Origin of the sequence: Vreelandella aquamarina, from assembly GCF_044805175.1 — a bacterium.
In the GTDB taxonomy this organism is placed as follows: Bacteria; Pseudomonadota; Gammaproteobacteria; order Pseudomonadales; family Halomonadaceae; genus Vreelandella; species Vreelandella aquamarina_B.
The window spans coordinates 942802-966388 of record NZ_CP085232.1 but is presented as its reverse complement, the minus strand read 5'-3'; the positions used below and the strand labels follow the sequence as shown (position 1 = coordinate 966388).

At 58.4% G+C, this 23587-nt stretch carries 20 protein-coding genes and 3 tRNA genes; 10 read left to right on the top strand and 13 right to left on the bottom strand.

Features of this window, described 5'->3' with window-relative positions; all coding sequences use genetic code 11:
• The first annotated feature begins 45 nt into the window (after positions 1 to 45).
• Positions 46 to 2139, top strand: coding sequence for a carboxy terminal-processing peptidase (locus tag LG300_RS04540; protein WP_404377201.1), 2094 nt, complete (start codon positions 46 to 48; stop codon positions 2137 to 2139).
• 95 nt (positions 2140 to 2234) lie between these two features.
• Here LG300_RS04540 and LG300_RS04535 read toward each other — a convergent pair whose 3' ends face one another.
• The 4 genes from LG300_RS04535 to LG300_RS04520 form a co-directional block, all read right to left on the bottom strand.
• Complete coding sequence (locus tag LG300_RS04535; RefSeq protein WP_404377200.1) at positions 2235 to 2597, bottom strand: metalloregulator ArsR/SmtB family transcription factor; 363 nt, start codon at positions 2595 to 2597, stop codon at positions 2235 to 2237.
• A gap of 172 nt (positions 2598 to 2769) precedes the next feature.
• Positions 2770 to 2845 (bottom strand) — tRNA-Asn (locus tag LG300_RS04530).
• Between the two features lie 39 nt (positions 2846 to 2884).
• Positions 2885 to 2960: transfer RNA gene (locus LG300_RS04525), tRNA-Asn, on the bottom strand.
• Between the two features lie 90 nt (positions 2961 to 3050).
• Positions 3051 to 3126: transfer RNA gene (locus LG300_RS04520), tRNA-Asn, on the bottom strand.
• Positions 3127 to 3314: 188 nt separating this feature from the next.
• Here LG300_RS04520 and miaB point away from each other — a divergent pair.
• From miaB to lnt, 5 genes are all read left to right on the top strand, one after another.
• The gene (gene miaB, locus LG300_RS04515) at positions 3315 to 4658 is read left to right on the top strand and encodes a tRNA (N6-isopentenyl adenosine(37)-C2)-methylthiotransferase MiaB (RefSeq protein WP_404377199.1); all 1344 of its coding nucleotides are present in this window, start codon (positions 3315 to 3317) and stop codon (positions 4656 to 4658) included.
• Between the two features lie 86 nt (positions 4659 to 4744).
• Positions 4745 to 5836: a PhoH family protein gene (locus LG300_RS04510; protein WP_404377198.1), complete on the top strand. Its 1092-nt coding sequence runs from the start codon at positions 4745 to 4747 to the stop codon at positions 5834 to 5836.
• Positions 5833 to 6294: an rRNA maturation RNase YbeY gene (gene ybeY, locus LG300_RS04505; protein ID WP_404377197.1), complete on the top strand. Its 462-nt coding sequence runs from the start codon at positions 5833 to 5835 to the stop codon at positions 6292 to 6294. The genes LG300_RS04510 and ybeY overlap by 4 nt, the downstream gene beginning before the upstream one ends.
• A gap of 126 nt (positions 6295 to 6420) precedes the next feature.
• Positions 6421 to 7305 carry an HlyC/CorC family transporter gene (locus LG300_RS04500; protein ID WP_404377196.1) on the top strand — a complete coding sequence of 295 codons (885 nt, stop codon included), beginning with the start codon at positions 6421 to 6423 and terminating at the stop codon, positions 7303 to 7305.
• A gap of 48 nt (positions 7306 to 7353) precedes the next feature.
• Positions 7354 to 8811 carry an apolipoprotein N-acyltransferase gene (gene lnt, locus LG300_RS04495; RefSeq protein WP_404377195.1) on the top strand — a complete coding sequence of 486 codons (1458 nt, stop codon included), beginning with the start codon at positions 7354 to 7356 and terminating at the stop codon, positions 8809 to 8811.
• Between the two features lie 97 nt (positions 8812 to 8908).
• Here the strand turns inward: lnt and phaC are convergent, their stop codons facing one another.
• The 5 genes from phaC to prmB all read right to left on the bottom strand — a co-directional run bounded on the left by phaC (position 8909) and on the right by prmB (position 14066).
• Positions 8909 to 10765, bottom strand: a complete 1857-nt coding sequence (gene phaC, locus LG300_RS04490) for a class I poly(R)-hydroxyalkanoic acid synthase (RefSeq protein ID WP_404377194.1) — start codon at positions 10763 to 10765, stop codon at positions 8909 to 8911.
• A gap of 131 nt (positions 10766 to 10896) precedes the next feature.
• On the bottom strand, positions 10897 to 11313 hold the full coding sequence (locus LG300_RS04485) for a phasin family protein (protein ID WP_404377193.1): 417 nt from the start codon (positions 11311 to 11313) through the stop codon (positions 10897 to 10899).
• A 247-nt stretch (positions 11314 to 11560) separates the two neighbouring features.
• Entirely contained in the window at positions 11561 to 11941 is a 381-nt protein-coding gene (locus tag LG300_RS04480) for a hypothetical protein (RefSeq protein WP_404377192.1), read from the bottom strand.
• Positions 11942 to 12001: 60 nt separating this feature from the next.
• Complete coding sequence (gene aroC / locus LG300_RS04475) at positions 12002 to 13093, bottom strand: chorismate synthase (RefSeq protein WP_404377191.1); 1092 nt, start codon at positions 13091 to 13093, stop codon at positions 12002 to 12004.
• 13 nt (positions 13094 to 13106) lie between these two features.
• On the bottom strand, positions 13107 to 14066 hold the full coding sequence (gene prmB / locus LG300_RS04470) for a 50S ribosomal protein L3 N(5)-glutamine methyltransferase (RefSeq protein WP_404377190.1): 960 nt from the start codon (positions 14064 to 14066) through the stop codon (positions 13107 to 13109).
• Between the two features lie 160 nt (positions 14067 to 14226).
• On the opposite strand from prmB, the gene LG300_RS04465 reads away from it, so the two are divergent.
• A complete protein-coding gene (locus tag LG300_RS04465; protein ID WP_404377189.1) occupies positions 14227 to 14790 on the top strand; it encodes a Smr/MutS family protein in 564 nt (187 codons plus the stop codon).
• An 8-nt stretch (positions 14791 to 14798) separates the two neighbouring features.
• Here the strand turns inward: LG300_RS04465 and LG300_RS04460 are convergent, their stop codons facing one another.
• Positions 14799 to 15815: a patatin-like phospholipase family protein gene (locus tag LG300_RS04460; RefSeq protein ID WP_404377188.1), complete on the bottom strand. Its 1017-nt coding sequence runs from the start codon at positions 15813 to 15815 to the stop codon at positions 14799 to 14801.
• Between the two features lie 61 nt (positions 15816 to 15876).
• Positions 15877 to 16764, bottom strand: a complete 888-nt coding sequence (locus LG300_RS04455; protein ID WP_404377187.1) for an alpha/beta fold hydrolase — start codon at positions 16762 to 16764, stop codon at positions 15877 to 15879.
• Between the two features lie 322 nt (positions 16765 to 17086).
• Between LG300_RS04455 and LG300_RS04450 the strand changes: the two genes are divergently transcribed.
• Both LG300_RS04450 and LG300_RS04445 read left to right on the top strand, forming a co-directional pair.
• Entirely contained in the window at positions 17087 to 17545 is a 459-nt protein-coding gene (locus LG300_RS04450; RefSeq protein WP_404377186.1) for a LexA family protein, read from the top strand.
• Complete coding sequence (locus LG300_RS04445) at positions 17542 to 18927, top strand: Y-family DNA polymerase (RefSeq protein ID WP_404377185.1); 1386 nt, start codon at positions 17542 to 17544, stop codon at positions 18925 to 18927. Before LG300_RS04450 ends, LG300_RS04445 begins: the two co-directional genes overlap by 4 nt.
• On the opposite strand, the gene LG300_RS04440 is transcribed toward LG300_RS04445, so the two are convergent.
• Entirely contained in the window at positions 18850 to 20313 is a 1464-nt protein-coding gene (locus tag LG300_RS04440; RefSeq protein ID WP_404377184.1) for a sodium-dependent transporter, read from the bottom strand. The two genes, LG300_RS04445 and LG300_RS04440, sit on opposite strands and share 78 nt — an antisense overlap.
• Before the next feature lie 63 nt (positions 20314 to 20376).
• Entirely contained in the window at positions 20377 to 21603 is a 1227-nt protein-coding gene (locus tag LG300_RS04435) for a YbfB/YjiJ family MFS transporter (RefSeq protein ID WP_404377183.1), read from the bottom strand.
• 191 nt (positions 21604 to 21794) lie between these two features.
• Between LG300_RS04435 and LG300_RS04430 the strand changes: the two genes are divergently transcribed.
• A complete protein-coding gene (locus LG300_RS04430) occupies positions 21795 to 23054 on the top strand; it encodes a M20/M25/M40 family metallo-hydrolase (RefSeq protein WP_404377182.1) in 1260 nt (419 codons plus the stop codon).
• The last annotated feature ends 533 nt before the right edge of the window (positions 23055 to 23587 follow it).

Here is a 23587-nt window from a genome sequence, read left to right as displayed (position 1 = left end):
GTCTAGGGAAGAATGAGTGTACATAAATCCGGGAGAGCTTGACTGATGAGCTTGTTTGCAACGCTTTCGCGCTCGGTCGCCCTTGCCGTGATGCTGGTGATCACCAGCCCGGCAGCGCTGGCGCAACTCGCGCCGACCGACGAACAACGCCAAGCGGCAGTGGAAATTGCGGATTCGCTCCGCTACGGCCACTATGCTGATATTAATTTTAACGAGCAGTGGTCACAGGAAGCTTTCCAGCGCTACCTGGATATTCTGGACGGTCAGCGCGCCTACCTGCTAAGACGTGATATTGAGCCCTATCGCCATCTCGAAAACAAGATGGCCGAAGCGCTTTTCAATGGCGAGCTGGATGACGCCTTTGCACTCTACAACCGCCTGAGCGAACGGCACACCGCGCGCCTCGAGTGGCTGCTGGCCCGCCTGGATGAAGGGCTATCGTTTGAGTTTAATAGCGACGAACGCCTGGAAGTTGACCGCGAAGACGCCCCCTGGGCCACTCGCGAAAGCGAGCTAGACGAGCTGTGGCAAAAGCGGCTGAAGAACGATGCCCTGACTCTCGCCCTCACCGACCAGGATAACGAGCAAATCGAGGACAACCTGCGCCAGCGCTACGAGGGCCAGCTCTCGCGCTTACGCCAGGCAGAGTCAGAAGATGTCTTCGGCCTGCTGATGGCGGCCGTCTCAGGCACCATCGACCCCCACACCGGCTACCTCTCCCCCCGCCAAGGCGAGTCCTTCGATATCCAGATGAGCCTCTCGCTGGAAGGCATCGGTGCACTGCTGCAAGCGGATGGTGAGTACGTCAAGGTTTCCAGCTTGGTTCCCGGCGGTCCCGCTGAGCGCGCAGGCGTGCTTGAGCCCGCCGATCGCATTATCGCCGTTGGCCAGGAAGAGGGTGAAATGGTCAACGTGGTGGGTATGCGCCTGGATAACGTGGTTGACCTGATTCGCGGCCCGAAAGGCTCCGTGGTGCGTCTGGATGTGGTGCCAGCCCAGGCCGTCGACATGACCCGCTCGCAAATCGTCGAAATTACCCGCGACACGGTGAGCCTGGAAGATCAGGCGGCTGATAGCGAAGTGATCGAAGTAATGCGTGACGGCGAGCCTCACCGCATTGGCGTGATCAACGTGCCGACGTTCTACGTTGACTTCGATGCGTGGCAGGCCGGTGAAGAGGAGTATCGCAGCACCACCCGCGATGTAGCCCGCGAAATCGAAAAACTGAAAAAAGAGGGCGTTGAAGGTATCGTACTAGATCTGCGTAATAACGGCGGCGGTGCGCTCCAGGAAGCTAACTCGCTGATCGGCCTGTTTATCGACCGTGGCCCTACCGTGCAAGTACGCGACGCCCAAGGCCGCATTCAGCTCTACGGCGACAGCGAAGCAGGCACTGTATACGACGGCCCACTGACCGTGCTGGTGAACCGCCTCTCGGCCTCGGCGTCGGAAATCTTCGCCGGTGCCATTCAGGATTATGGCCGTGGCATTGTGGTCGGCGCTTCCACCTTTGGCAAAGGCACCGTTCAAACCCTGAACGAGCTTAGTCACGGCCAAATCAAGCTGACCCGCGCCAAGTTCTACCGCATCTCCGGCGACAGCACTCAGAATCGCGGCGTCGAGCCGGATATCGCCTTCCCCAGCCTGATCGACCCCGAACGCATTGGGGAAAGCAGCCTGGATAACGCGCTGGCATGGGACACCGTGCAAAACGTGCAGTACCGCCGCTACGGCGAGCCGGAGCGCGTGCTGCCCGCCCTGCTTACCCGCCATGAAGAGCGGGCCAAAGAGAACCCCAACTTCCGCTATCTGGAGCGCCAGTCTACCCTGGCCCGCCAACTGCGCGAGCAGCACACCAGCGTCAGCCTGAATCGTGAGCAGCGCCAACGCGAGCTAGAGGCCCAAGAAGCTGAACAGCTCTCGCTGGAAAACCAGCGCCGCCGCGCTCTGGGCCTGCCGGAGTTGGAAGAGTGGATGGATGCGCGTAGCGACGGTACAGCCGCTACCGAAGAGGCAGAAGCAGAGAACGAAAGCGACGACGAAGAGATGCCCGTGGACCGCGCCCACGTGCTGGAAGCCGCCGAAATCCTGCTCGACTATGTTCACCTTCAAGATACCCAGCGGATGGCCAAGCGCTAAGTCATGGCTTGACCAGCACTAGGTACGAAGAACTAGGTACGAAGACGCCAGCCCCCGGGCTGGCGTTTTTGTGAACGCTTACTTACCAATAGCCACTAGCAGAGGGCAGCGCGCCGCGCCGGGCGGTCGCCCATATGTGCTAAACGCTGGGTCAGCGCCTCCAACTGCAGCGCACTCCCCTCCGCGCCAGACTCGATAATCGACTGCGCCCAAGCAGGCAGCTGCGGCGCTAAACGGTAGTAAACCCACTGCCCTTCCCGCTGATCCATCAGCAGCCCGCACTGGCGCAGCTGCGCTAAATGGCGAGACACCTTGGGCTGAGACTCCTCCAGCGCATAGGTCATCTCACACACGCACAGCGACTGTTCCTTAGCAATCAGCAGCACCAGCATCAGCCGCGTCTCGTCGCTTAAACACTTAAAGACCTGCAGCGCCTGCAGGCTAGCAGTTTTCCCCACGACATCTTCCCAAGCTATGAATGGCAACAGACTAGTTTACGTCAAGCAAAGGGCCAACGCGAAAGCAGAGCGCAAGCGCCAACAGACAAACAGCCATACACAAAAAAACACCCAAGATGCCAAATGGCAGCGGGTGATAGGATCATTCAGATGGGAAAGATGGTACGCTAGATGGCTCCCCGAGCAGGACTCGAACCTGCGACCCAATGATTAACAGTCATTTGCTCTACCAACTGAGCTATCGGGGAACGTTTACCTTACCGGTAAAAAATAGCAGAACAGCGATGTGGCTCCTCGAGCAGGACTCGAACCTGCGACCCAATGATTAACAGTCATTTGCTCTACCAACTGAGCTATCGAGGAACATCGTTTGCTGTTGCGTTTGAAGCCGAGCCATTCATCTATCAACGTAGCAAAAGGCCATAAGGCTAACACTTTGTGCTGACAGTGTTTTGGCTCCTCGAGCAGGACTCGAACCTGCGACCCAATGATTAACAGTCATTTGCTCTACCAACTGAGCTATCGAGGAACTGCTCAAACACGGTGCGTAGTATACTGATAGAAACGCGCAGGTCAAGTATCGATTATGGGGGAATGCTAGCCCCTGGTTTGCTGTGTCCGTATAATGCAGCCATTCAACGGCAGCGCTGCACGCTGTCTAACCGACATTCCATTCATCCCTCGTCCCCTTTGACGACCTATAGATGACAGGTACCGATGGCGAAGAAGCTCTTCATCAAAACGCACGGCTGCCAAATGAACGAGTACGACTCCTCGCGTATGGCGGATCTACTCGGCGAATCCCACCAGCTGGAACTCACCGATAACGAGAAGGAAGCGGATGTCATCCTTCTCAACACCTGCTCGATTCGTGAAAAGGCGCAGGATAAGGTGTACCACCAGCTAGGCCGCTGGAAAAAGCTCAAAGACGCTAATCCGGACTTGGTAATTGGCGTGGGCGGTTGCGTTGCCAGCCAAGAGGGTGAGGCACTACGCAAGCGCGCGCCCTACGTAGATATGATCTTTGGCCCGCAAACCCTGCACCGCGTGCCGAAAATGCTCGATGCCCGCAACAATAATCAAATTGCGGCTGTCGATGTCACCTTCCCTGAAATCGAAAAGTTCGACCACCTGCCGCAGCCTAAGTCCGACGGCGCGACAGCGTTTGTATCGGTCATGGAAGGCTGCTCGAAGTACTGTACCTTCTGCGTGGTGCCCTACACCCGTGGCGAAGAGGTCTCCCGCCCCTTTGAAGCGGTGATGGATGAAGTCATTCACCTAGCCGACCAGGGCGTGCGGGAGATCAACCTGCTAGGCCAAAACGTCAACGCCTATCGCGGCGAGAACGAAGATGGCGACGAAATTGATCTGGCCGAACTGATTGCTTGCGTAGCAGCGGTAGACGGCATCGATCGTATCCGCTTCACTACCTCGCACCCGGTGGAGTTCACCGACAGCTTAGTGGATGCCTTTGCCGAGATTCCAGAGCTGGTCAGCCACCTGCACCTGCCGGTACAGTCCGGTTCCGACCGCATTCTGAATGCCATGAAGCGCGGTCACACCGCCGAAGAGTACATCGAGAAGATGGAGCGTATCCGCGCCAACCGTCCGGATATCAGCTTCTCGTCTGACTTTATTATCGGCTTCCCTGGCGAAACCGAAGAGGATTTCGAGGCAACGATGGATCTGATCCACCGTATCGGCTTCGATCACTCGTTCAGCTTTGTGTACTCGGCGCGCCCAGGCACGCCCGCTTCTGGCTTGCCGGATGACACCCCAGAAAGCGTGAAGAAGCAGCGCTTGGCTATCCTGCAAGAGCGCATCCTTCAGCAGGCCGCGCAAATCAGCCGCCGCATGGTGGGCACCACCCAGCGCATCCTGGTGACCGGTTTCTCCCCCAAAGACCCGGGCCAGCTCTCTGGGCGTACCGAGAACAACCGCGTGGTGAACTTCCGCGCCGCTAATCCCACCGAGCTAATCGGCTACTTTGTCGATGTCGAGATCACCGAAGCGCTGCCCAATTCGCTGCGCGGTGAACTCGCCTCTGCCGAGCGTTATTGATCGCTCGCTTATCGTAGGTAATTGCCCCGGCCCCGCCGGGGCAGTAAGCTGAGACTCACACACATCAACCAACGGGTTTCTTACTCTTGAGCCAGCCATCACCTCAGGCCAATCGCATTATCACCCTAAGCCTTGAACCCAATGACCCGCAGCGTCTCGCTAGCCTCTGCGGCCAACAGGACGAGCATCTAAAGCTGATTGAGAGTCGCCTGGATGTGACGTTACGCAACCGTGGCAACGTTTTTCAGCTGGCCGGTGCCGCTAACCGCATTAAAGCGGCTGCCAACGTGCTGGAGCATCTCTACCGTGAAACCGCTGCCGATGAGCTATCGGCGGATACCGTGCACCTATTCCTACAGGAATCCGGACTGGAAGCCCTGGAAGAGGAGGAGGATGGCGAAGGCGGTAGCGATGAAGTGATCATGCGTACCCCGCGCACTATGATCAAACCGCGCGGCCTGAACCAACAGCGCTACGTGCAGAGCATCCGCGAGCACGACATTAACTTCGGCATTGGGCCAGCGGGCACCGGCAAAACGTACCTTGCCGTGGCTGCCGCCGTGGAAGCGCTCAACCAGCAAGAGGTGCGTCGCATCCTGCTGGTGCGCCCAGCGGTGGAAGCGGGAGAAAAGCTGGGGTTTCTACCGGGCGACCTTGCCCAGAAAATCGACCCCTACCTGCGCCCGCTTTACGACGCCCTATATGAAATGATCGGCTTCGAGCAGGTCGCCAAGCTGATCGAGCGTCAGGTGATCGAGATTGCGCCGCTGGCCTATATGCGCGGGCGCACGCTGAACAACTCCTACATTATTCTTGATGAGAGCCAGAACACCACGCCAGAGCAGATGAAAATGTTCCTGACGCGGATTGGCTTTGGTTCAACCGCTGTCATTACCGGGGATATTACCCAGGTGGATCTGCCACGCGGGCAGCGCTCCGGCCTTTCGCAGGTGCTGGATGTGCTGAAAGACACCCCAGGGATCGGCGTTACCCACTTTGCCGCGAAGGATGTGGTGCGCCACCCGCTGGTACAGCGCATCATCGAGGCTTACGACGAGTTTGAGTCCCAGCAGGAAGTGGCCGAGCGTGCCCGCCGCGAAGCGCGCCAGCAGGAGCGCGAAGCGCGTATGCAGGCGCTGGAGCGCAATAGCGAACGTGCGGGAGAAGCCCAGCGATGAGCGATATCGTGATTGACCGGCAGGCGGCGATTGACGAGCCACTGCTGCCCTCGCTCGAACAGCTCACCCATTGGGTGGGCTGTGTCTTTTCCCGCCACCCAGATGATGAGCGCCAAGAGCTGACCGTCCGCTTTGTGGATGAGGAGGAGAGCCAGGCGCTTAACCGCGACTACCGGGGGAAGGATAAGCCCACTAACGTGCTGTCGTTTCCGTTCGAGAACCCGCCGGGCATTACCCTGCCGCTGCTGGGCGATCTGATTATTTGCCATGCCGTGGTCGCCCGTGAAGCCGACGAGCAGCAGAAACCTCTGGCCCACCACTATGCCCACATGGTTGTACACGGCACCCTGCACCTAATGGGTTACGACCATATCGAAGAGCAGGAAGCCGAAGAGATGGAGCAGCTAGAGCGCGAGCTGCTGGCTACCCTCGATATTCCTGATCCCTATCATGAGTAAGCTGATACCCTGAACCAGCCGAATGTTTAGGGTGGTGTCTGCTGCCACTCAATGATAAAACGATGACTTGTTTACTTGTTACTACCTGTTCGTAACCATCTGTCCGTAACTGAGAGATTTGACGCAATGAGCGAAGACCGATCGAGCAACCCCAATCAAAAATCATGGCTCGAGAAACTCTTTGGCGCCCTTTCCGGAGACAACGACGAACCTAGCTCGCGGGACGAGCTGATGACGTTTTTACGCCATACCGCAGGGAAACTGAAACTGGATCAAGACGCCATCATGATTATTGAAGGCGCGCTTGAGATCAGCGACCAGCAAGTGCGTGAAATTCTGATCCCACGCTCTCAGGTATCGGCTATTACCCTTGACCAAACGCGGGATGACTACCTGCCGCTGATCCAGGAAACCGGCCACTCCCGCTATCCGGTGGTGGGCGAAAACCTGGACGATGTCAAAGGCATCCTGCTAGTCAAAGACCTGCTGCCGCTGCTGTCGCAATCGCAAGAGAGCCGCGATGCATTCAAGCTGGAAGACGTGCTGCGCCCTGCCATGTTTATTCCAGAGTCCAAACGCTTAAACACGCTGCTGAAAGAGTTCCGCGAAACCCATAACCACATGGCGATTGTAGTGGATGAGTACGGCGGCACGGCGGGTATCATCACCATCGAGGATATTCTTGAGCAGATTGTCGGGGATATCGAAGATGAGCATGACACGGATGAAGAGGACGATATCCGCACGCTGGAGAACGGCCACTTCGCGATTCGCGCCCTCACCCCGATTGAAGATTTCAACGAGCGCTTTGGCACCGAATTCTCCGACGATGAGTTTGATACGGTAGGCGGCCTTGTGATGCAGCAGTTTGGCCACCTGCCAGGTCGCGGCGAGCACACCAGCCTAGGCGGCTGGCGTTTTGTGATTCTCAATGCGGATAACCGCCGGATTCGTCTGCTAGAGGCCTATCGCGACAGCGACGCCGCTGACGACGAACACCAGGACGACTAGCCTGTCGCTCCCCACTTGCCTGTACCACCCTGCTGATAGGATATCGCCATGGGGTTCACGCCCACGTTGACGCTACAGCTGCTCGCCGCCCTGGTGGCGGGCGGCTTTACCACGCTGACCGCCTCCCCGTTTGAACTTTGGTGGCTTGGCCCCGTGGCCATCGGCCTGCTGTATGCGGGCCTGCATACCCTAAGCCCTACCCAGGCGGCCTTAAAAGGCTGGCTGTATGGCGTAGCGCTGTTTGCCAGCGGTACCTCATGGGTTTACGTCTCGATACACGACTACGGCTACACCGGGGTACCGCTCGCGGTCTTTTTAACGGCGCTGTTTGTCAGCGTTCTCGCGCTCTTCTTCGCGGGTACGTTCTGGCTCTATCGGCGCTTTATCGGCCCCCGCTGGGCTCTGCTGACCTTTGCAGGCGCCTGGGTGCTGGGCGAAGTGCTGCGAACCTACCTATTCACCGGCTTTCCGTGGCTGCTGGTGGGTTCCAGCTATGTGGATTCCCCGCTGGCCAGTTGGGCACCGGTGGGCGGCGTCTACCTACTCTCACTGCTGGTAGTGCTCACAGGCACGCTGGGGGTTGAGCTATTGCGCCGCCGGTGGTGGGCCGCGCTGCCGTTGGCCGCTATCTGGCTCGCCCCCCTGGCGCTACCCAGCCAGTGGACAACGCCGGCCAGTGAGCCTACCCGCGTCGCACTACTGCAGGGTAACCTGCCACAACTGCTAAAGTGGACCCCGGAAGGACAGCGCACGGCGGCCAATACCTATAGCGCATTAACCCGCCAAGTAGCCGACGACGCGGATCTTATTTTATGGCCCGAAACCGCGCTGCCCATGATCGATAGCCAAGCGCGCCCGGTGCTTGAGCGCGTGCAGGCGAACCTCCCCCCAGAGGCGGCCCTGCTGACCGGTATTGTTCAAGTGGATGAAAACAACCGCTACTTCAACAGCGTGATTGGCGTGGGCAACGTGGAAGGCAGCTACCAAAAAGAGCACCTGGTGCCGTTTGGGGAGTACCTGCCGCTGGAGAGCGTGCTGCGTGGCGCGATCGATTTCTTCGACCTGCCGATGTCCAGCTTTAGCAAAGGCGCGGCAGAACAGATGCCCATGCAGGCGGCAGGTATCGCCATTGGTAACGCCATTTGCTACGAAATCATCTACCCTCAGCTTGTCGCCCAGCGGGCGGCCGATAGCGGCGTGATCGTGACGGTTTCCAACGATACTTGGTTTGGTGCCTCCATTGGCCCGCACCAGCACCTGCAAATGGCCCGCCTACGTGCGTTGGAGAATGGCCGCTACGTGATCCGCGCCACCAGCAACGGTATCACCGCGATCATCAACCCCCGTGGCGAGCTGGTGGACCGCGCACCGCAGTTTGAAACTACCTATCTCACCGGCGAGTTCTACGCCATGGAAGGGCTAACCCCCTTCAACCGCATGGGCAGCCTGCCCATCTGGCTGCTTGCCGCGCTGCTCCTGCTACTCGGGTTTGTGCGTCGGCGTTAAGGCGGATCGCAAGCGGGACTGCAACGGGATTGAATCACAAAGCCCCTGTCACCTTTTGGTGGCAGGGGCTTTGCTTAAGGACGAATCCGCCGCTGGGCTACTCTTGTTCGCTTCCAGGGACCTCGCCTAACACTTCTGGAATCGTCATTTTGACATAGCGTCCCGGGGCGGGCTCGATAATGCTTAGCTCCCCCTCCCCTGGCTGGCGGGCGGGCACCATTTTCTTCGGGTCCGCATCCGCGTAGCCATTATCGGTGACCCAAGCCTGCCAGTGGGGCCACCAGGAGCCTTCGTTAAACGTGGAGCCTTCCAGCCACGCCTCATGGGTATCGGGCAGGTTGTCGTTGGTCCAGTAGCCGTACTTATTTTTATGGGGCGGGTTAACGACCCCCGCAATATGCCCGGAACCACCCAGCACAAAGGTCACGGGGCCTTTGGGCAGCAGCGCACCGTAGTAGGTGCTGTTCCACTTAGCGATATGATCCTCTTTGGTGGAGACAAAATAGCTGGGCGTGGAGACTTTGCGTAGGTCGATTTTAACGCCGTCGAGTTCGATACCACCTGGCTCTACCAAACGGTTTTCCAGATACATATGGCGCAGGTACCAAGCGTGGGTGCCTGCCGGCAGGTTGGTGCCATCGGTATTCCAGTAGAGCAGGTCGAAAGCAGCGGGAATCTCGCCCTTCAAGTAGTTGTTGATGTAGAACGACCAAAACAGGTCGTTTTCCCGCAGCAGGTTGAAGGTGTAGGCCATAGAACGACCATCCAGATAGCCCTTCATCTGCATGCTTTGCTCGATGCCCTGCACCACGCGCTCGTTTAGGAACACGCCAATATCACCCGGATCGCGGAAATCCTGCAGCGTGGCCATGTAGGTGACCGACTTTACTTTGCGACCACGGCGGGTGCTGGTGAGGTATGCCACGGTGGAGGCCGTTAGCGTGCCACCCACACAGTAGCTCAGTAGGTTGACCGACTTCTCGCCGCAGGCCTGTTCAATCGCTTCCATGGCGCTGATCGGCCCCATCTGCATATAGTCGGCCCAGGTAATGTCGCGCTGCTCGGGGCCGGGGTTACGCCAGGAGATCAGAAACACCGTATGCCCTTGGTCCACCAACCACTTCACTAGCGAGTTATCTTGCCGCAGGTCCAGAATGTAGTACTTGTTGATCCAGGGCGGCACGATCAGCAGCGGGGTTTTAAAGGTGCGCTCGGTGCTTGGCGTGTACTGAATCAGCTGAATCAACTCGTTTTCATACACTACGGCGCCGGGCGTCACAGCAATGTTTTCGCCCACACCAAAGGCGCTGCGGTCGGTCATACGAATGTTAATGCCTTCCGCCGAATTCGCTAAGTCTTCCCGCAGCCGGGCAAGGCCATCGACAAGATTTTGCCCTTTGGTTTCCAAGGTGCAGCGCATTACTTCCGGGTTGGTGGAGACGAAGTTGGTCGGCGACATCGCGTTCACCAACTGGCGCGCATAGAACGCCAAGTTGCGTTTGAGAGTAGGGTCTACATCCAGGTCGTTAATCAGCTCCTCGACCATCTGCGAAAATAGTAAATACTGCTGCATAATCGCCATGTAGTACGGATCTGTAGTCCACGCTTCATCCTTGAAACGGCGGTCATGCTTAGGTGGCGTAATCAGCGGAGCCACCTGTTCACCGGCCATGGCACGCACCCCCTGCTGCCACAGCAACCACTGATCCTGCATCAGACGCGACTGGGTTTGCCACAGCAAATTTGGGTTACTCATTAGCGAACGGGCGGCGGCTTCAAAGCTTTCGCGCATATCGCTGTAAACGGAGTCAGCGGCTTCGCTGGGCACCATCCGTGACAGCAGGTCCTCTAGCAGACCTTTGTACTGTTCACCAATGTCGTCAAGCTGCGCCTTCCATGCCTCCAGCTCTTCTTGAGATAACTGTTGAGACGGCATTTTCCACCCTGACTGCATACAACTTCCCCCTCACTTGCTGGACAGTATTCGCCCTGGCAACTCTCTCATGAACGCGGCGCATGAGCGCAGCGAATATACACGGCAAAAGAACGCGGCGCCTTAAAGGCGCCGCGAAACACTCGCTACCCTTAGCTCTTACTACGGGAAGAGTGGCTTGAAGCTTTCGCGGGCTGTTCGCCTTTAGCGGTAGTAGCGCTCGCCTGTTCGCTCATTTGTTGCGCGGCTTCGCTAAACAGCTTTTCCATATCGGACTTGAACTGCAAGCTCATTTCACTCATTGCCCGTGCGTCTTCCTGCATCTGCTGGGAGAGCTCGTTCATCATTTCCGCTTGTTTAGTACCAAAATCGCGTAGGCTCTCGGCATCGCTAATTTCAGTGGCGCTGCGGATCCGTTCTGTTCCCATCTGGCTATAGCGTTTCATCGCTTCTAGCTGATACTGGGTCATTTTTTCCATATTGTTGAGCATCAGCGAATTCATTTTACGCATCGGCTCGAACATCTGGCGGGTTTGGGCGTTAAAGGCGTCCATCATCTTGTCTTGCATTGTGGTTGCTCCTCTCTGGTTCCTTGGCATGAGCCTGGAGTGGCTCATCACACCGCAAATTGCTGCACTGCAAAAAGAGTACTGCCTGGCATGCTGCTTTGCAACAAGGAGCGTCACCATCGCTCCGATGCTATGTATTCAACACTTTTCAACACGCTCTTCAAAACGTTTTTCAACGCGTACTCCCAAACATACCCCGTATTCGCTTTTCCAGCGCGAATTCTTTCAATAGCGCTTTTACCATCGACTATTTGGCACGCGAGCGCGAAGAGGCCGTCGCTTTCGCCTTGGTGCTTTTCTCGCTTGCCGCTGACGATGGTTCGCTATCCTCCCGGGCAGTAGTGCTACTTGAGCCACCTGTTTGGGCACTGCCTGCCTGACGCAGCATATCCAGCATCATCTGCTGGTAGGTGCCAAAATTAGCCAACCCCTGTGAAAGCCCTTGCTGCATCATAGGCTGCTGCAAAAAAGGGCGCATTAAGCTCATGGGGTCATAGCCTTCTACCCCAGATTCCATTTGTCGTTGGATGTTGTCCAACAGGCTCTGCTGGAATGCTTCAACATCCGGTAACCCCAACGACTGCCGAAACTCATCCGGTGTTAGGTCAAACTCAACGTTAATTTTCATAGGGGTCTCCTTAACCATCTTCCTTGAGTGTAGCAGCGAACCACTCAGCACACCTTGGCGTTATCGCTGGCCTAATCGCGGTGTATCAACGCTGACATCAGCGTTTTGGGCCCGATGGCGCAGCCAATGGTCGAGCAGCGTGATGGCCATCATGGCTTCAGCAATCGGCGTTGCCCGAATACCCACGCAGGGGTCGTGGCGCCCTTTGGTGATCACCTCGACCGGCTCGCCATGTACGTCGATAGAGCGCCCTGGCGTAGTAATGCTGGAGGTGGGTTTCAGCGCTAGGCGGGCAACAATAGGCTGCCCGCTGGAGATACCGCCCAGCACGCCGCCAGCATGGTTGGAGAGAAAGCCTTCCGGGGTCATCTCGTCGCGGTGTTCGCTGCCGCGCTGGGCAATACAACCAAAGCCCGCGCCAATCTCGATCCCTTTTACCGCGTTAATGCTCATCAAACCGTGCGCCAAGTCAGCATCCAAGCGGTCAAATACCGGCTCGCCTAGGCCTACGGGCACGCCATCGGCAATCACGGTAATTTCCGCGCCCACGGAGTCTTGATCCCGGCGCAGCTGGTCCATGTAGCTTTCCAGCTCGGGGACCTTGTCGGGGTCAGGGCAGAAGAAGGCGTTCTGATCGACGGCATCCCAGGTTTTGAAGTCGATCTTGATCGGGCCAAGCTGGCTCATATAGCCGCGGATTTGAATGCCCTGTGCCGCCAGCACCTTTTTAGCAATCGCACCGGCGGCAACCCGCATCGCAGTTTCCCGCGCGCTAGAGCGGCCGCCGCCCCGGTAGTCCCGGTGGCCGTATTTGTGGTGGTAGGTGTAGTCCGCGTGGGCGGGGCGGAACTGGTCTTTAATCTTGGAGTAGTCCTTGGAGCGCTGGTCGGTGTTCTCGATCAGCAGGCCAATGGAGGTGCCGGTGGTTTTGCCCTCAAACACGCCGGAAAGAATCCGCACCTGGTCGGGCTCTTTGCGCTGGGTGGTATGGCGCGAGCTGCCAGGGCGGCGGCGGTCCAAATCGCCCTGCAAGTCCTCTTCGCTAATCGCAATGCCGGGGGGGCAGCCATCCACAATGGCCCCTAGTGCAGGGCCGTGGCTTTCGCCGAAGGTGGTGACGGTAAACAGTTTGCCAAACGTATTGCCAGACATGGGCGTTAATTCCTCACGCAAAAGACGCCGCATGGGCGTCGAGTTCAGCGGCGCTCAGGGCAAATACGCCCTGGCCGCCACGCTCGAATTCAAGCCAGATAAAGGGCACCTCGGGGAAGGCGGCCTCTACATGGCGGTCGGAGTTGCCGACTTCGACAATCAGCCAGCCTTCCGCCGTTAGATGCTGACGGGCCTCGCGCAGAATACGCCGCACGATATCCAGGCCGTCGCTGCCCGCCCCCAGCGCCAGCGAGGGTTCGTGGCGGAACTCTGCGGGCATGGTCGCTAGGTCGCGCTCATCTACATAGGGCGGGTTAGAAACGATCAGGTCAAAGCGCTGCCCTTCCAAGCCGTTAAACACATCCGACTCCACGGCGCGCACGCGGTCGCCTACATCGTGGCGCGTGATATTCTGTCGCGCTACGGCCAGGGCATCCTGACTGATATCCGCCAGGGTCACTTCGCAGGTAGGTAGTACCAACGCCGTGGCAATGCCAATGCAGCCAGAGCCGGTGCATAAGTCCAGCACGCGGGCGGGAGGCTCCTCCGGGAACCAGGCCGCAAAGCCATCTTCAATCTGCTCGGCAATCGGTGAGCGGGGAATCAGCACCCGCTCGTCCACATTGAAGGGGTAGCCGGCAAAGAAGGCTTCACCCAGCAGATACGGCAGCGGGCGGCGCGTGGTGACTCGCTCACGGGCCAAGCGAATGATCCGTTCACGCTCGACGGGCAGCAGCCGCGCATCCAGCACGGCAGGGTCGACATTCCAGGGCAGATGCAGCGCGCCTAAGCAAAGCGCGACCGCTTCATCCCAGGGTGACTGCGTGCCATGCCCATAGTGCAACCCCGCCAAGTAGAACTCGCTGGAGACCCAGCGTAAATAGTCGCGCAGTGTTAAAAGATCGCACACTAACGCCGAATCGGGCAGTGACAGCGTTGAGGGAGAAGACTCATCAAAGTGATGCGTGGTCACAAGGGCTCCTGGAGTTAATAAGGCTATCAGGGGATTGTACCTTTGACGCTGCCTGGTTCACAGCAGCGCTAGGCTCGCTATACTGTCTTGTTCAAAGTACTGTGCGCTTCTCGCTAATGCTGTTTTCTTATTCACCGCTACTTTTTGATTTGAGCCAACCATGACGCGACACCTGCCCACCGACGACGATATTAATGCCTTTCGCCAAGCGTTGGAGGCGGCAGGGGTACGCCGTATTACCACCAACCAAGCCGACCCCGGCAAACCCAAGCGCCTGTCAGATGCCAACGAAGCACGGCGGCGGGCAGCGGTCGAGAGCAGCACGCTACAAACCAGCGGGCGCACCTCCGATGGCCGGGTAGAAGCGGTACGCCCATCAGAATACCTGGAGTTCAGCGTTCCCGACCTGCCCTGGCGCACGTTCAGCCAGCTCAAGCGTGGCCAAACGGCTTGGCAGGCGGGGCTGGATTTGCACGGCTATACCCTGGAGGAAGCACGGTTGGAGCTGGAGAGTTTCCTGCGCGATGCCGCCGCCCAGGGGCTGCGCTGCGTGCTGGTGGTGCATGGCAAGGCGTGGGGCACGACCGCCGATTTTCCGGTGCTAAAAAGCCACACCAATGCGTGGCTACGGGAGTGGCCCGGCGTGCTGGCGTTCTGCTCCGCCACCGATATCGATGGCGGCACCGGGGCGGTATATATCCTGCTACGCAAACGCGGGCAGTAGCCCCCGCTTTACTCGCTAGCATCGGAGGCGGTGCTGGGCATTCGCCGTTCCAGGGCTTCGTCGGCCAGGTGGCGACCCAGGCGGATCAGCTCATTGGCCCGGTGGAATTCGTAGGTACTGCAGACCGTTTTAGGAATTTCGATCAGTACGTCCGGCGGGTAGCCGGCCACCTTATATTTCGCCAGCGCTGCCTGGGTAATATCAAACGACTCCAGAATCATATCCAGCTTGCCCCACTCGCGCTTACCGCGTAGGTCCACCGTTTCATCGTCGTCGCTCTCGTCACCGTTGCCACCCAGCCCGCCCCATAGCCGCCGCGTGGTGGCCCGCACTTCATCCATCCAGCTACCAATATTGGCGTCGCGGTCCCGCTCTAAGGCGGTGCGGTTGTCGCCACTCTCCTCCTGGGGCAACAGCTCCTCTAACGTAACCGGCTGCGGGCTGTGGGCGGTGACGTTCACCGCTACCACAAAGTCGGCCTCATGGGCCGCTAATACGGGCATCATTGGCAGCGGGTTGAGTAGACCGCCATCCACTAGCACCTGCTCGCCGACATGTACCGGTGTAATCACGCCCGGCACTGCAATAGAGGCGCGAATGGCACGTAGCAACGGGCCGTTTTGGAACCACACTTCCCGTTGGCGTACTAAATCCGTCGCCACAGTAGTGACCGGAATCGGCAGGTCTTCAATAAGTGTATCGCCCACCAGCGCTTCCAGCTTGCTCATGACTTTGTTGGCACGCATCGCCCCCATCGGACTCCAGGTGACATCCACTAACTTGAGTACATCCAAGTAGTCGAGGTTGCACACCCACTCTCGGTACTCCGGCAGCTTGCCGGAGGCGTAAATACCCCCAATCAGCGCTCCCATGGAACACCCGGCAATGGAAATAATCTCGAACCCACGGGCCTCCAATGCCTCAATCACACCAATGTGGGCATACCCCCTGGCACCGCCGCTGCCAAGCACCAGCGCTACTTTATTGCCATCGCCCAGTGCTTGGCCGCTTAATTGGTTAATCACTTTCTGCCCCTCCCTTTTGGCATGAAGACTTGTCTGCGTGAGTGCTGATGAGCATGGGCTGCTATCTTGCCGTGTTCGCTTGGCAAATCACTGTCGCTACCCGCTCAACGGATTGCGGCTCCAAGTGCAGATGGTGGCCACCCGCCAGTACGTGCCTTGTCAGCACGGGTACTGCCTGGCGTGCCTGGGATGCCCAGGCACGCTCGCCCAAAATCCCACCCTCTCCTTCTATCAACAGTACGGGGGCTTGTATTCCTGCCAGTACCGCTAGCACCTGCTGCGGCGTAAAGCGCACCAGCGAAGGCTTGAGCAGGCGACTATCGGTACGCATTTGCACTTTACCATCGGCAGTGGCCTGGGTATTGCGCTCAACCAGCGGTGTTGCGGTAATGCTATCCAGCGGCGTGACCCCGCCCGCCACACGGGCCGCCACGGCGCTTTCAAGATCCGGGTAGCGGGGCGCACGGGAAATGGGCCGCCGGTGGGCGATAATGCCCTTGCGTAGCTGGCCTGCCGTCTCTTCAGCCGCTGTATTCAGCGCACCCAAACCATCCAACAGGATTAAGCGGGCGACTTTTTCAGGCAGCGCCGCCGCTAGCAGGCAGGCGACCGCCGCTCCCATCGAGTGCGCTAGCAGCGTGGTCCGCTCGAGGCCTAGCGCTTCCATGGCATCCAACACATCATGGGTGTAGTCCCATAGCGCGTAGTCGCCGCCAGCGGGGGCATGGGCCGAGTGCCCGTGGCCCCGAAAGTCGATCGCCACGATGCGAATGTCCAGCGCGTTAACTAAGCGTGGGGCCAAGCGTGTGAAGCTGGCCGCGTTATCCAGCCAGCCATGCAGTGCCAGCCATGTGGGCGCATCACAACGCCCCCAGCTCAGCGCCGCTAGCCGCCCATTCGCCAAGGAAAGCGGCTGTGGAGCCGTGCCTGCTCGGGTGGAGTCATTCATACAGGTGTCTCTTTGCGAAAAACCGGCGCGTCAGGTGACGCTCTTAGGCGCAAACGTTACCATGCTCAGCGCAGCGCTTCCGCTGCTTTTACGCGGCCTTGGGCCACGACGCTTTTCGTATTCTGATTGGAGAGATTGCCATGAAACCCCGCCGCGATACCCGCGCCCGCAACCTTGTGTTCTTTATTACTGTCGTGAGCGCCCTAGTCGTGGGGCTATGGTTAGCCCGCTGAGGGCAGCGCTTGCAATTTTTCCCCCATGAATAAATACTGTTTAAATATACTGTATATAAACACACTATTTATTCATGAGGATACCGACGATGCCGTCTCAACCCGTCCATCTTGCAACAACCGTGGTTGCGACAGCCTTGCCGCTAACATCTCAGCCGCTGCCTTTTCCTCTACTCACAGGCCGCGCAGGCTTTAGCGGCTTCCCCTCGCCCGCTCAAGATTACGAGCCGCGTACTCTCGACCTCAATGCGCGGCTGATCAAGCACCCTACCCAAACGTTTTACCTCACCGCGACAGGGGACAGCATGGAAAGCTGGGGCATTTTTGACGGTGATTTACTGGTTGTCGACCGCAGCGTGACGCCGCGCCTAGGGCATATTTTGGTCGCCATGCTGGATGACGAAGTGCTGATCAAGCGTTACGCCCTGTATCGCGGCACGCCGCACCTCTGCTCGGCCCACCCCCACTACCCGCCGCTGCCCCTGGAGGGCTCCAACTGCCAGCTGTGGGGCGTGGTGCGCGCCGTCATTCACGAGTACTTGCCATGATCGGGTTGGTGGATGCCAATAATTTTTACGTCTCCTGTGAACGGGTGTTCAATCCTGCCCTAGAGGGCAAGCCGGTTGGCGTGATGTCGAATAACGACGGCTGTGTGATTGCCCGTTCGGCCGAGATGAAAGCCATGGAGATCGCCATGGGAACGCCTGCCTTCCGCTTAGAAGGGTTGCGCCGTCGTGGTGTCATTCACCTGCTCTCCTCCAACTACGAGCTGTACGGCGATATGTCGGCACGGCTTGCCCAGCTGCTGCGCGACGCGTGCCCCGACGTGGCCCCCTACTCCATCGATGAGATGTTTATTTACCTGGATGGCTTTAGCGATGCCCAGTGCCAAGCCCTCGCCGCAACGCTGCGCCGCCACATTCGCCGCTATCTGGGGCTTCCGGTGTGTATCGGCTTGGCCCCCACGCATACGCTGGCGAAGCTTGCAAACCAGGTGGCGAAGCAGCAGCCCTGCTACGCAGGGGTATGTTTACTCCACGGTGAAAGCGCTACCACCCAGGCAGTGCTGAAACAGCTGCCAGTAAGCGACGTGTGGGGAGTGGGCAGGCGCCTTGCCGAACGGCTGGCGGTTAGCGGCATTCGCACCGCCTGGGATTTGCGGGAGCACGACCCCAAACGGCTACGCAAACGCTTCTCGGTGGTTCTAGCCCGCACCGCCTTAGAGCTGCGCGGAACGCCCTGCCTGGAGATGAATGCCGTTGAGCAACCCCGCCAGCGCATTATGACCTCGCGTTCATTTGGTCAAACCACCGGCGTGAAAGAGGAGCTGCACGCGGCGCTGCGCCGCCACGCCCAGCGCAGTGCTGAAAAATTGCGCCAGCAAGGCAGCCTTGCCCGCGCCGTCCTGCTGTTTTTAAACACCAACCGCCACCGCAAGGAGCAGCCGCAGTTGTCGCCCAGCGCGATGATTCCACTCGACTCCCCCACTGATGACACCCGAGTCATTCTGGAAGCCGTACGCGAAGGGCTGGACCAGATGTATCGCCCTGGCTTTCAGTTTATGAAAGCAGGTGTGATGCTCCTGGACTTGGTGGATGCACAGCAGTATCAGCTCTCCCTGCTACAGCCTGCCACCAAGGCGCACCCTCACTTGATGAAGACGGTAGACGAAATTAATCAAAAGATGGGCCAAGGCACGCTGCGCTTTGGCATGACCGGCGCCGACGCGCCTTGGCAACTGCGCTGCGCGCACCGTTCAAGACGCTACACCACCTGTTGGGATGAGTTAATGGAAGCAGGCACTCACCCTGGCGCGATTGCCGCCGCCAGGGTGAAGCGTGAACAGCAGCGCTTAGCGGGCGGAAAGCGCTTGGCGAAGGCGCGGGTTAATGGCTTCGCCCACCACCGCTACCAAGACCAGCAGCGCTAGCAGCACCGGCCAGTGGGCAGCAAAAGAGACCTGATACAAGCCAAGGGCATCGACAAAAATCACCAAAATACCCAGCGGGCTAACGTAGCGCACCATGGCTAGCCACAGCGTATAAGGCAGCGGCGCCAGCCCCAGCTCATCGCGGAAGGTTTCGCTTTTCAGCACAAAACCAGCCAGTAGCACCATGCCCAGGCCACCCAACGGCATCATCCAGCGGGAGGTGAGGTAATCCAGCCAATCGAAAAAGTTCTTGCCCGCGAAGGTCCAATCCGCCCCGACGTTAAACGACAGCATCGCCAGCGTGCTGATCAGCCACAGCACGATGCCGGTGGCCCACGCGGCTGATTTACGGCTCATGCCTTTGTTATCGCACAGCCAGGACACGGTGGCCTCCACCATGGAGATCGAAGAGGTCAGCGCCGCCATAGAGAGCATCAAGAAGAACAGCACACCGAACAGCGTGCCCAGGGGCATCGCTTGGAACGCCAGCGGTAGGCTCATAAAGATCAGCCCTGGGCCTTCGCCAGGGTTCATGCCGTTAGCAAAAATCACCGGGAAGATCGCCAACCCCGCCATCAGCGCCACTACGGTATCCGCCACGGCCACGCTCAGCGTCGTTCGGCCAATGGAAGCGCCTTTGGGTAGGTAGCTGCCGTAGGTAAGGATGGCGCCGGAGGCTAGCGAAAGCGTAAAGAAAGCATGGCCCAGCGCTGCTAGCATCCCTTCGCTAGACAGGCTGCCCGCCTTGAAGGAAAACAGGAAATTCACCGCATCGCCAAAACCGCCGGAAAATACCCCGAACACGATCAGCAGCAGGAGCATCAGCACAAGGCCTGGCATCATCCAGCTGACATTTTTCTCGATGCCCTCCTGAACGCCTTTGCCGACAATGATCATCGTCAGCAGCGTGACCAGGGTGCTCCAGCCGCCCAGCGTTAACGGATTCGCGTTATTGGCTCCGAACACGGCGGCCATGTCGTCTACGCTGGTGCCCGCCAAACCGCCGGAGAGCATTTTCCATAAATAAGAGAACGACCAGCCTGCCACCACGACGTAAAACGACAGGATCATAAAGCCGCACAGCATCGCCATCCAGCCAATCAACGACCAGGCCGAGGAGCGGCCAGACTCGTTCACCACGCGGCGAATGGCGTCGATGGGGCTACCACGGCCACGACGGCCAAACGCGATTTCGGTCATCATCACCGGCACGCCCACCGCCAGAATACACGCCAGGTAGACCAGCACGAAGGCCCCGCCACCATACTCCCCAGTGATGTAGGGAAATTTCCAAATATTGCCTAGCCCCACCGCTGAGCCGGTGGCTGCCAACATAAAGCCCCAGCGGCCTAGCCACTGAATGCGAGGTTGTTCAGAAGACGCCATGACCTTCCATCCTGTCAGAAAAAAGCGCCTATCCTAGTGGATTTTGTCGCGAAAGCCCACGCATCACGGCGTGGTGTAGCTCGCTTTTGCTTCGGCGTCCAGCCGCTGAGCGGTTTGGTCGACGCTACGCAGCCACGCCAACAACAGCGCTCCGGCCCCCACAAATCCACCGGCCAGCCACAGGCCTACATAGTAATGACCAGAGGCCTCTGCCAGCATACCGGTGAGCGCCGGTGCCACAATTTGCGCCGCGCCATAGGCCAGCGTCATCTGCCCCATCAAGCGCGCGGGGCTAGCGGGGTAGAGCCTGCCCGCCATGGTCAGCACTAGGCTCACACAGCCGAGGAACGTGCCGCCATATAGCACCGCGCTGATCAATACGCCCGGTAGTGTTGGGCTTATGGCAGGCAGCACAATGCCTACTACCTGCACCAGCATGGCAACAATCAATGCGCCTAAATAACCAATGCGCCGAGCGATTAAATCCCACAGCATGACCGCAGGCGCGGCGGCTAGCCCTACCAGTGCGAAGGCCCAGTTCCCCGCCCCAGCCAGCAGCGGCTCGCGTTCCACAATGGTGACCAAAAAAGTCGCGCTAATCACATAGCCATAACCCGCACAAAAGTAAGCGGGCAGCATTAGCCGCATAAAGGTGCGGCTAGGCGGCTGGGCAGGCGCTTGATGGCTGGCAGGGCTGCCCACCACCGGTTTCACCGGGCGCGGCAGCCAACACCAAGCGGGTACTAACAGCACTGCTCCCAGGGCGCTAAAGCCCCACCACTGGGCTTGCCAATTCATTGCCAGCGCCAGCATCAACTCCACCGCCAGGGCGGCGACCACAATGCCAATACCCACTCCGGCAAAGTGAATGCCCAGCTCGCCTCGCTGGCGGTGCTGAATCAGCCAGTGCAAAATCAACCCTGATGCCAGCAGCATCGAGCCACTGCTAGAAAGGCCCGCCAAAAAGCGCAGCCCTGCCCACATCCAAAAGTGCTCCGTCAGCGCCATTCCAGCGGTGGTCAGTACTGCCAGCACTAAGCCAATGCGAAACAGCGTGTCTTTGAGGTAAATGGTACGAATGGAGGCCGCCAGCACGGCCCCTAGCATATAGCCCGCATAGTTAAGCGCCGCCAGCCAGCCGCCGTCGGCGTCGCTAATCCAGCTTTGTTGCTGCATCACCGGTAATAGCGGCGTATAGGCAAATCGCGCGATGCCAATACATAAGATTTGGCTAAACACCCCCGCCAACAGCACTTTAAAGCGCTGAGTTTGAACGCTTGCAGTGGGCATGAACACTCCCTCGTCGTGAATTTTTTTGTTGTGATAGTGTGGCGTAAATGGATAGCCAGCTATCTTCCATCATACGCGGAAACAGGCGCCGTACTATCGGCTAAACGTGGCATGTGGAAGCAGCGCATTAGTGCTCGGAATCTGGCAGACTAACTCTCACGTTTCACCACCGTCATAAGCGAGTAAGCACGATGAGCGATACTGCAAAACCCTGGACGCAACCGATGCCCGACGCGCAGTTCAAACTGATGCGCGATATTTTGGCGGCCCCCAGCCCTGTTGGCCTGGAAGGTGCGATGACCTACGGCGTGCTGAAGCCTTACTTCGAGAGCTTCGCCCCCAGCGGCTGGCATTTGCACCAGTTCAAAGGCAATGCGGGCGTGGTGCTGGATACCCACCCAGGCCGCGATGATATGTTCAAGCTGATGATCATCGGCCATGCGGACAAAATCCGCATGCAGGTTCGCTCGATTGGCGAAGACGGTAAAATTTGGATCAACACCGACTCTTTCCTGCCCGGAGTATTGATCGGCCATGAAGTCACGCTGTTCAGCGAAGACCCGGAAGCCCCCGGCAGCTACCGCAGCATCGAAGGCGGCACCGTGGAAGCGCTGGGCGCGATCCACTTCTCTGACCCTGCCCAGCGCGATGGCAGCAAAGGCATCAAGAAAGAGCAAATCTATCTCGACCTACAGATCCACGGCGAAAACAAGAAGCAGCAGGTGCTGAACCTGGGCGTGCGCCCGGGCGACTCGATTATCTTCAACCGCCCCATTCGCCAAGGCTTTAGCCCAAACACATTTTATGGAGCCTATCTAGATAACGGCCTGGGCTGCTTTGTGACCGCCGAAGTGGCACGCCTGGTTGCCGAAGCGGGCGGCACCGAGAATGTGCGGGTGATGTTTGCCATCGCCAGCTACGAGGAGATTGGCCGCTTCGGCAGCCGGGTACTAGCCGGCGAGCTCAAGCCCGATGCGCTGATTGGCGTCGACGTGAACCACGACTACGTGGCCGCCCCCGGCATTGGCGATAAGCGCATGCAGCCGCTGGAGATGGGCAAAGGCTTTACATTATCGGTGGGTTCTATCGCCAGTGAGCAACTTAACCGCATCATTGCCAGTGCTGCAAAAGAGCAGGATATTCCCATGCAACGGGATATCGTGGGTGTGGATACCGGCACCGACGGCATGGCGGGCGTACTGGCCTCCATTGATAGCGCTGCCACTTCTATGGGCTTTCCGATCCGCAACATGCATACCATTTCGGAAACTGGCAACACCCAAGACGTGCTAGCCGCCATTCATGCGCTGCACCACACCATTCAAGCGCTGGATGCTGTGTCTGATCTCAAACGGGAGTTCTTGGATAACCACCCCCGCCTAGACCAAGCCAGCCCGCTGACCCACCAAGGCAGCGCCAAACCTGATAGCGACGACGAAAAATCCGCTTAATAGGTATAAAAAAACCCCGGCCATCACTGGCCGGGGTCGCAGTAACTCCTCCGTAATCCTTCTTCACGCACCTCCTATGCGTGCATCCTTGGTCTTGCAAGCGCTCCGTGCTTGCTCCTGCTCCTTAACACCGCTCCCTGTGTTACTGCTCACCTTGCACCTTAAATGTGTCAACTACATTAATCTGAGATAGAAAAAGCAGCACTTTTATTAATTTTTTTGGTTGTGCATTTTTATGCCGAAAATAAGCCAAGAATGCTTTTCGTAGCGCTTTGCTAGGGGGCTGCCTATACTTTTTGAGCATCCATCGTGATGCATTTCTACACGGACGTTACCACGCCTGTACCCATTCACCACCCTACGGTAGGAGGTCAGCGTGCGACATATTATGATTAGCTCAAAAGTCCACGGTGTGGATATTATATGCCGTCACTGTGGCAATGCAGAAACCGCGACAACACCCTATCTTAATCGGTTTCGGTTAGAAGGCACCGGTAAAGACAGCGTGCTATTGCGCTGTTTAAACTGCCAAA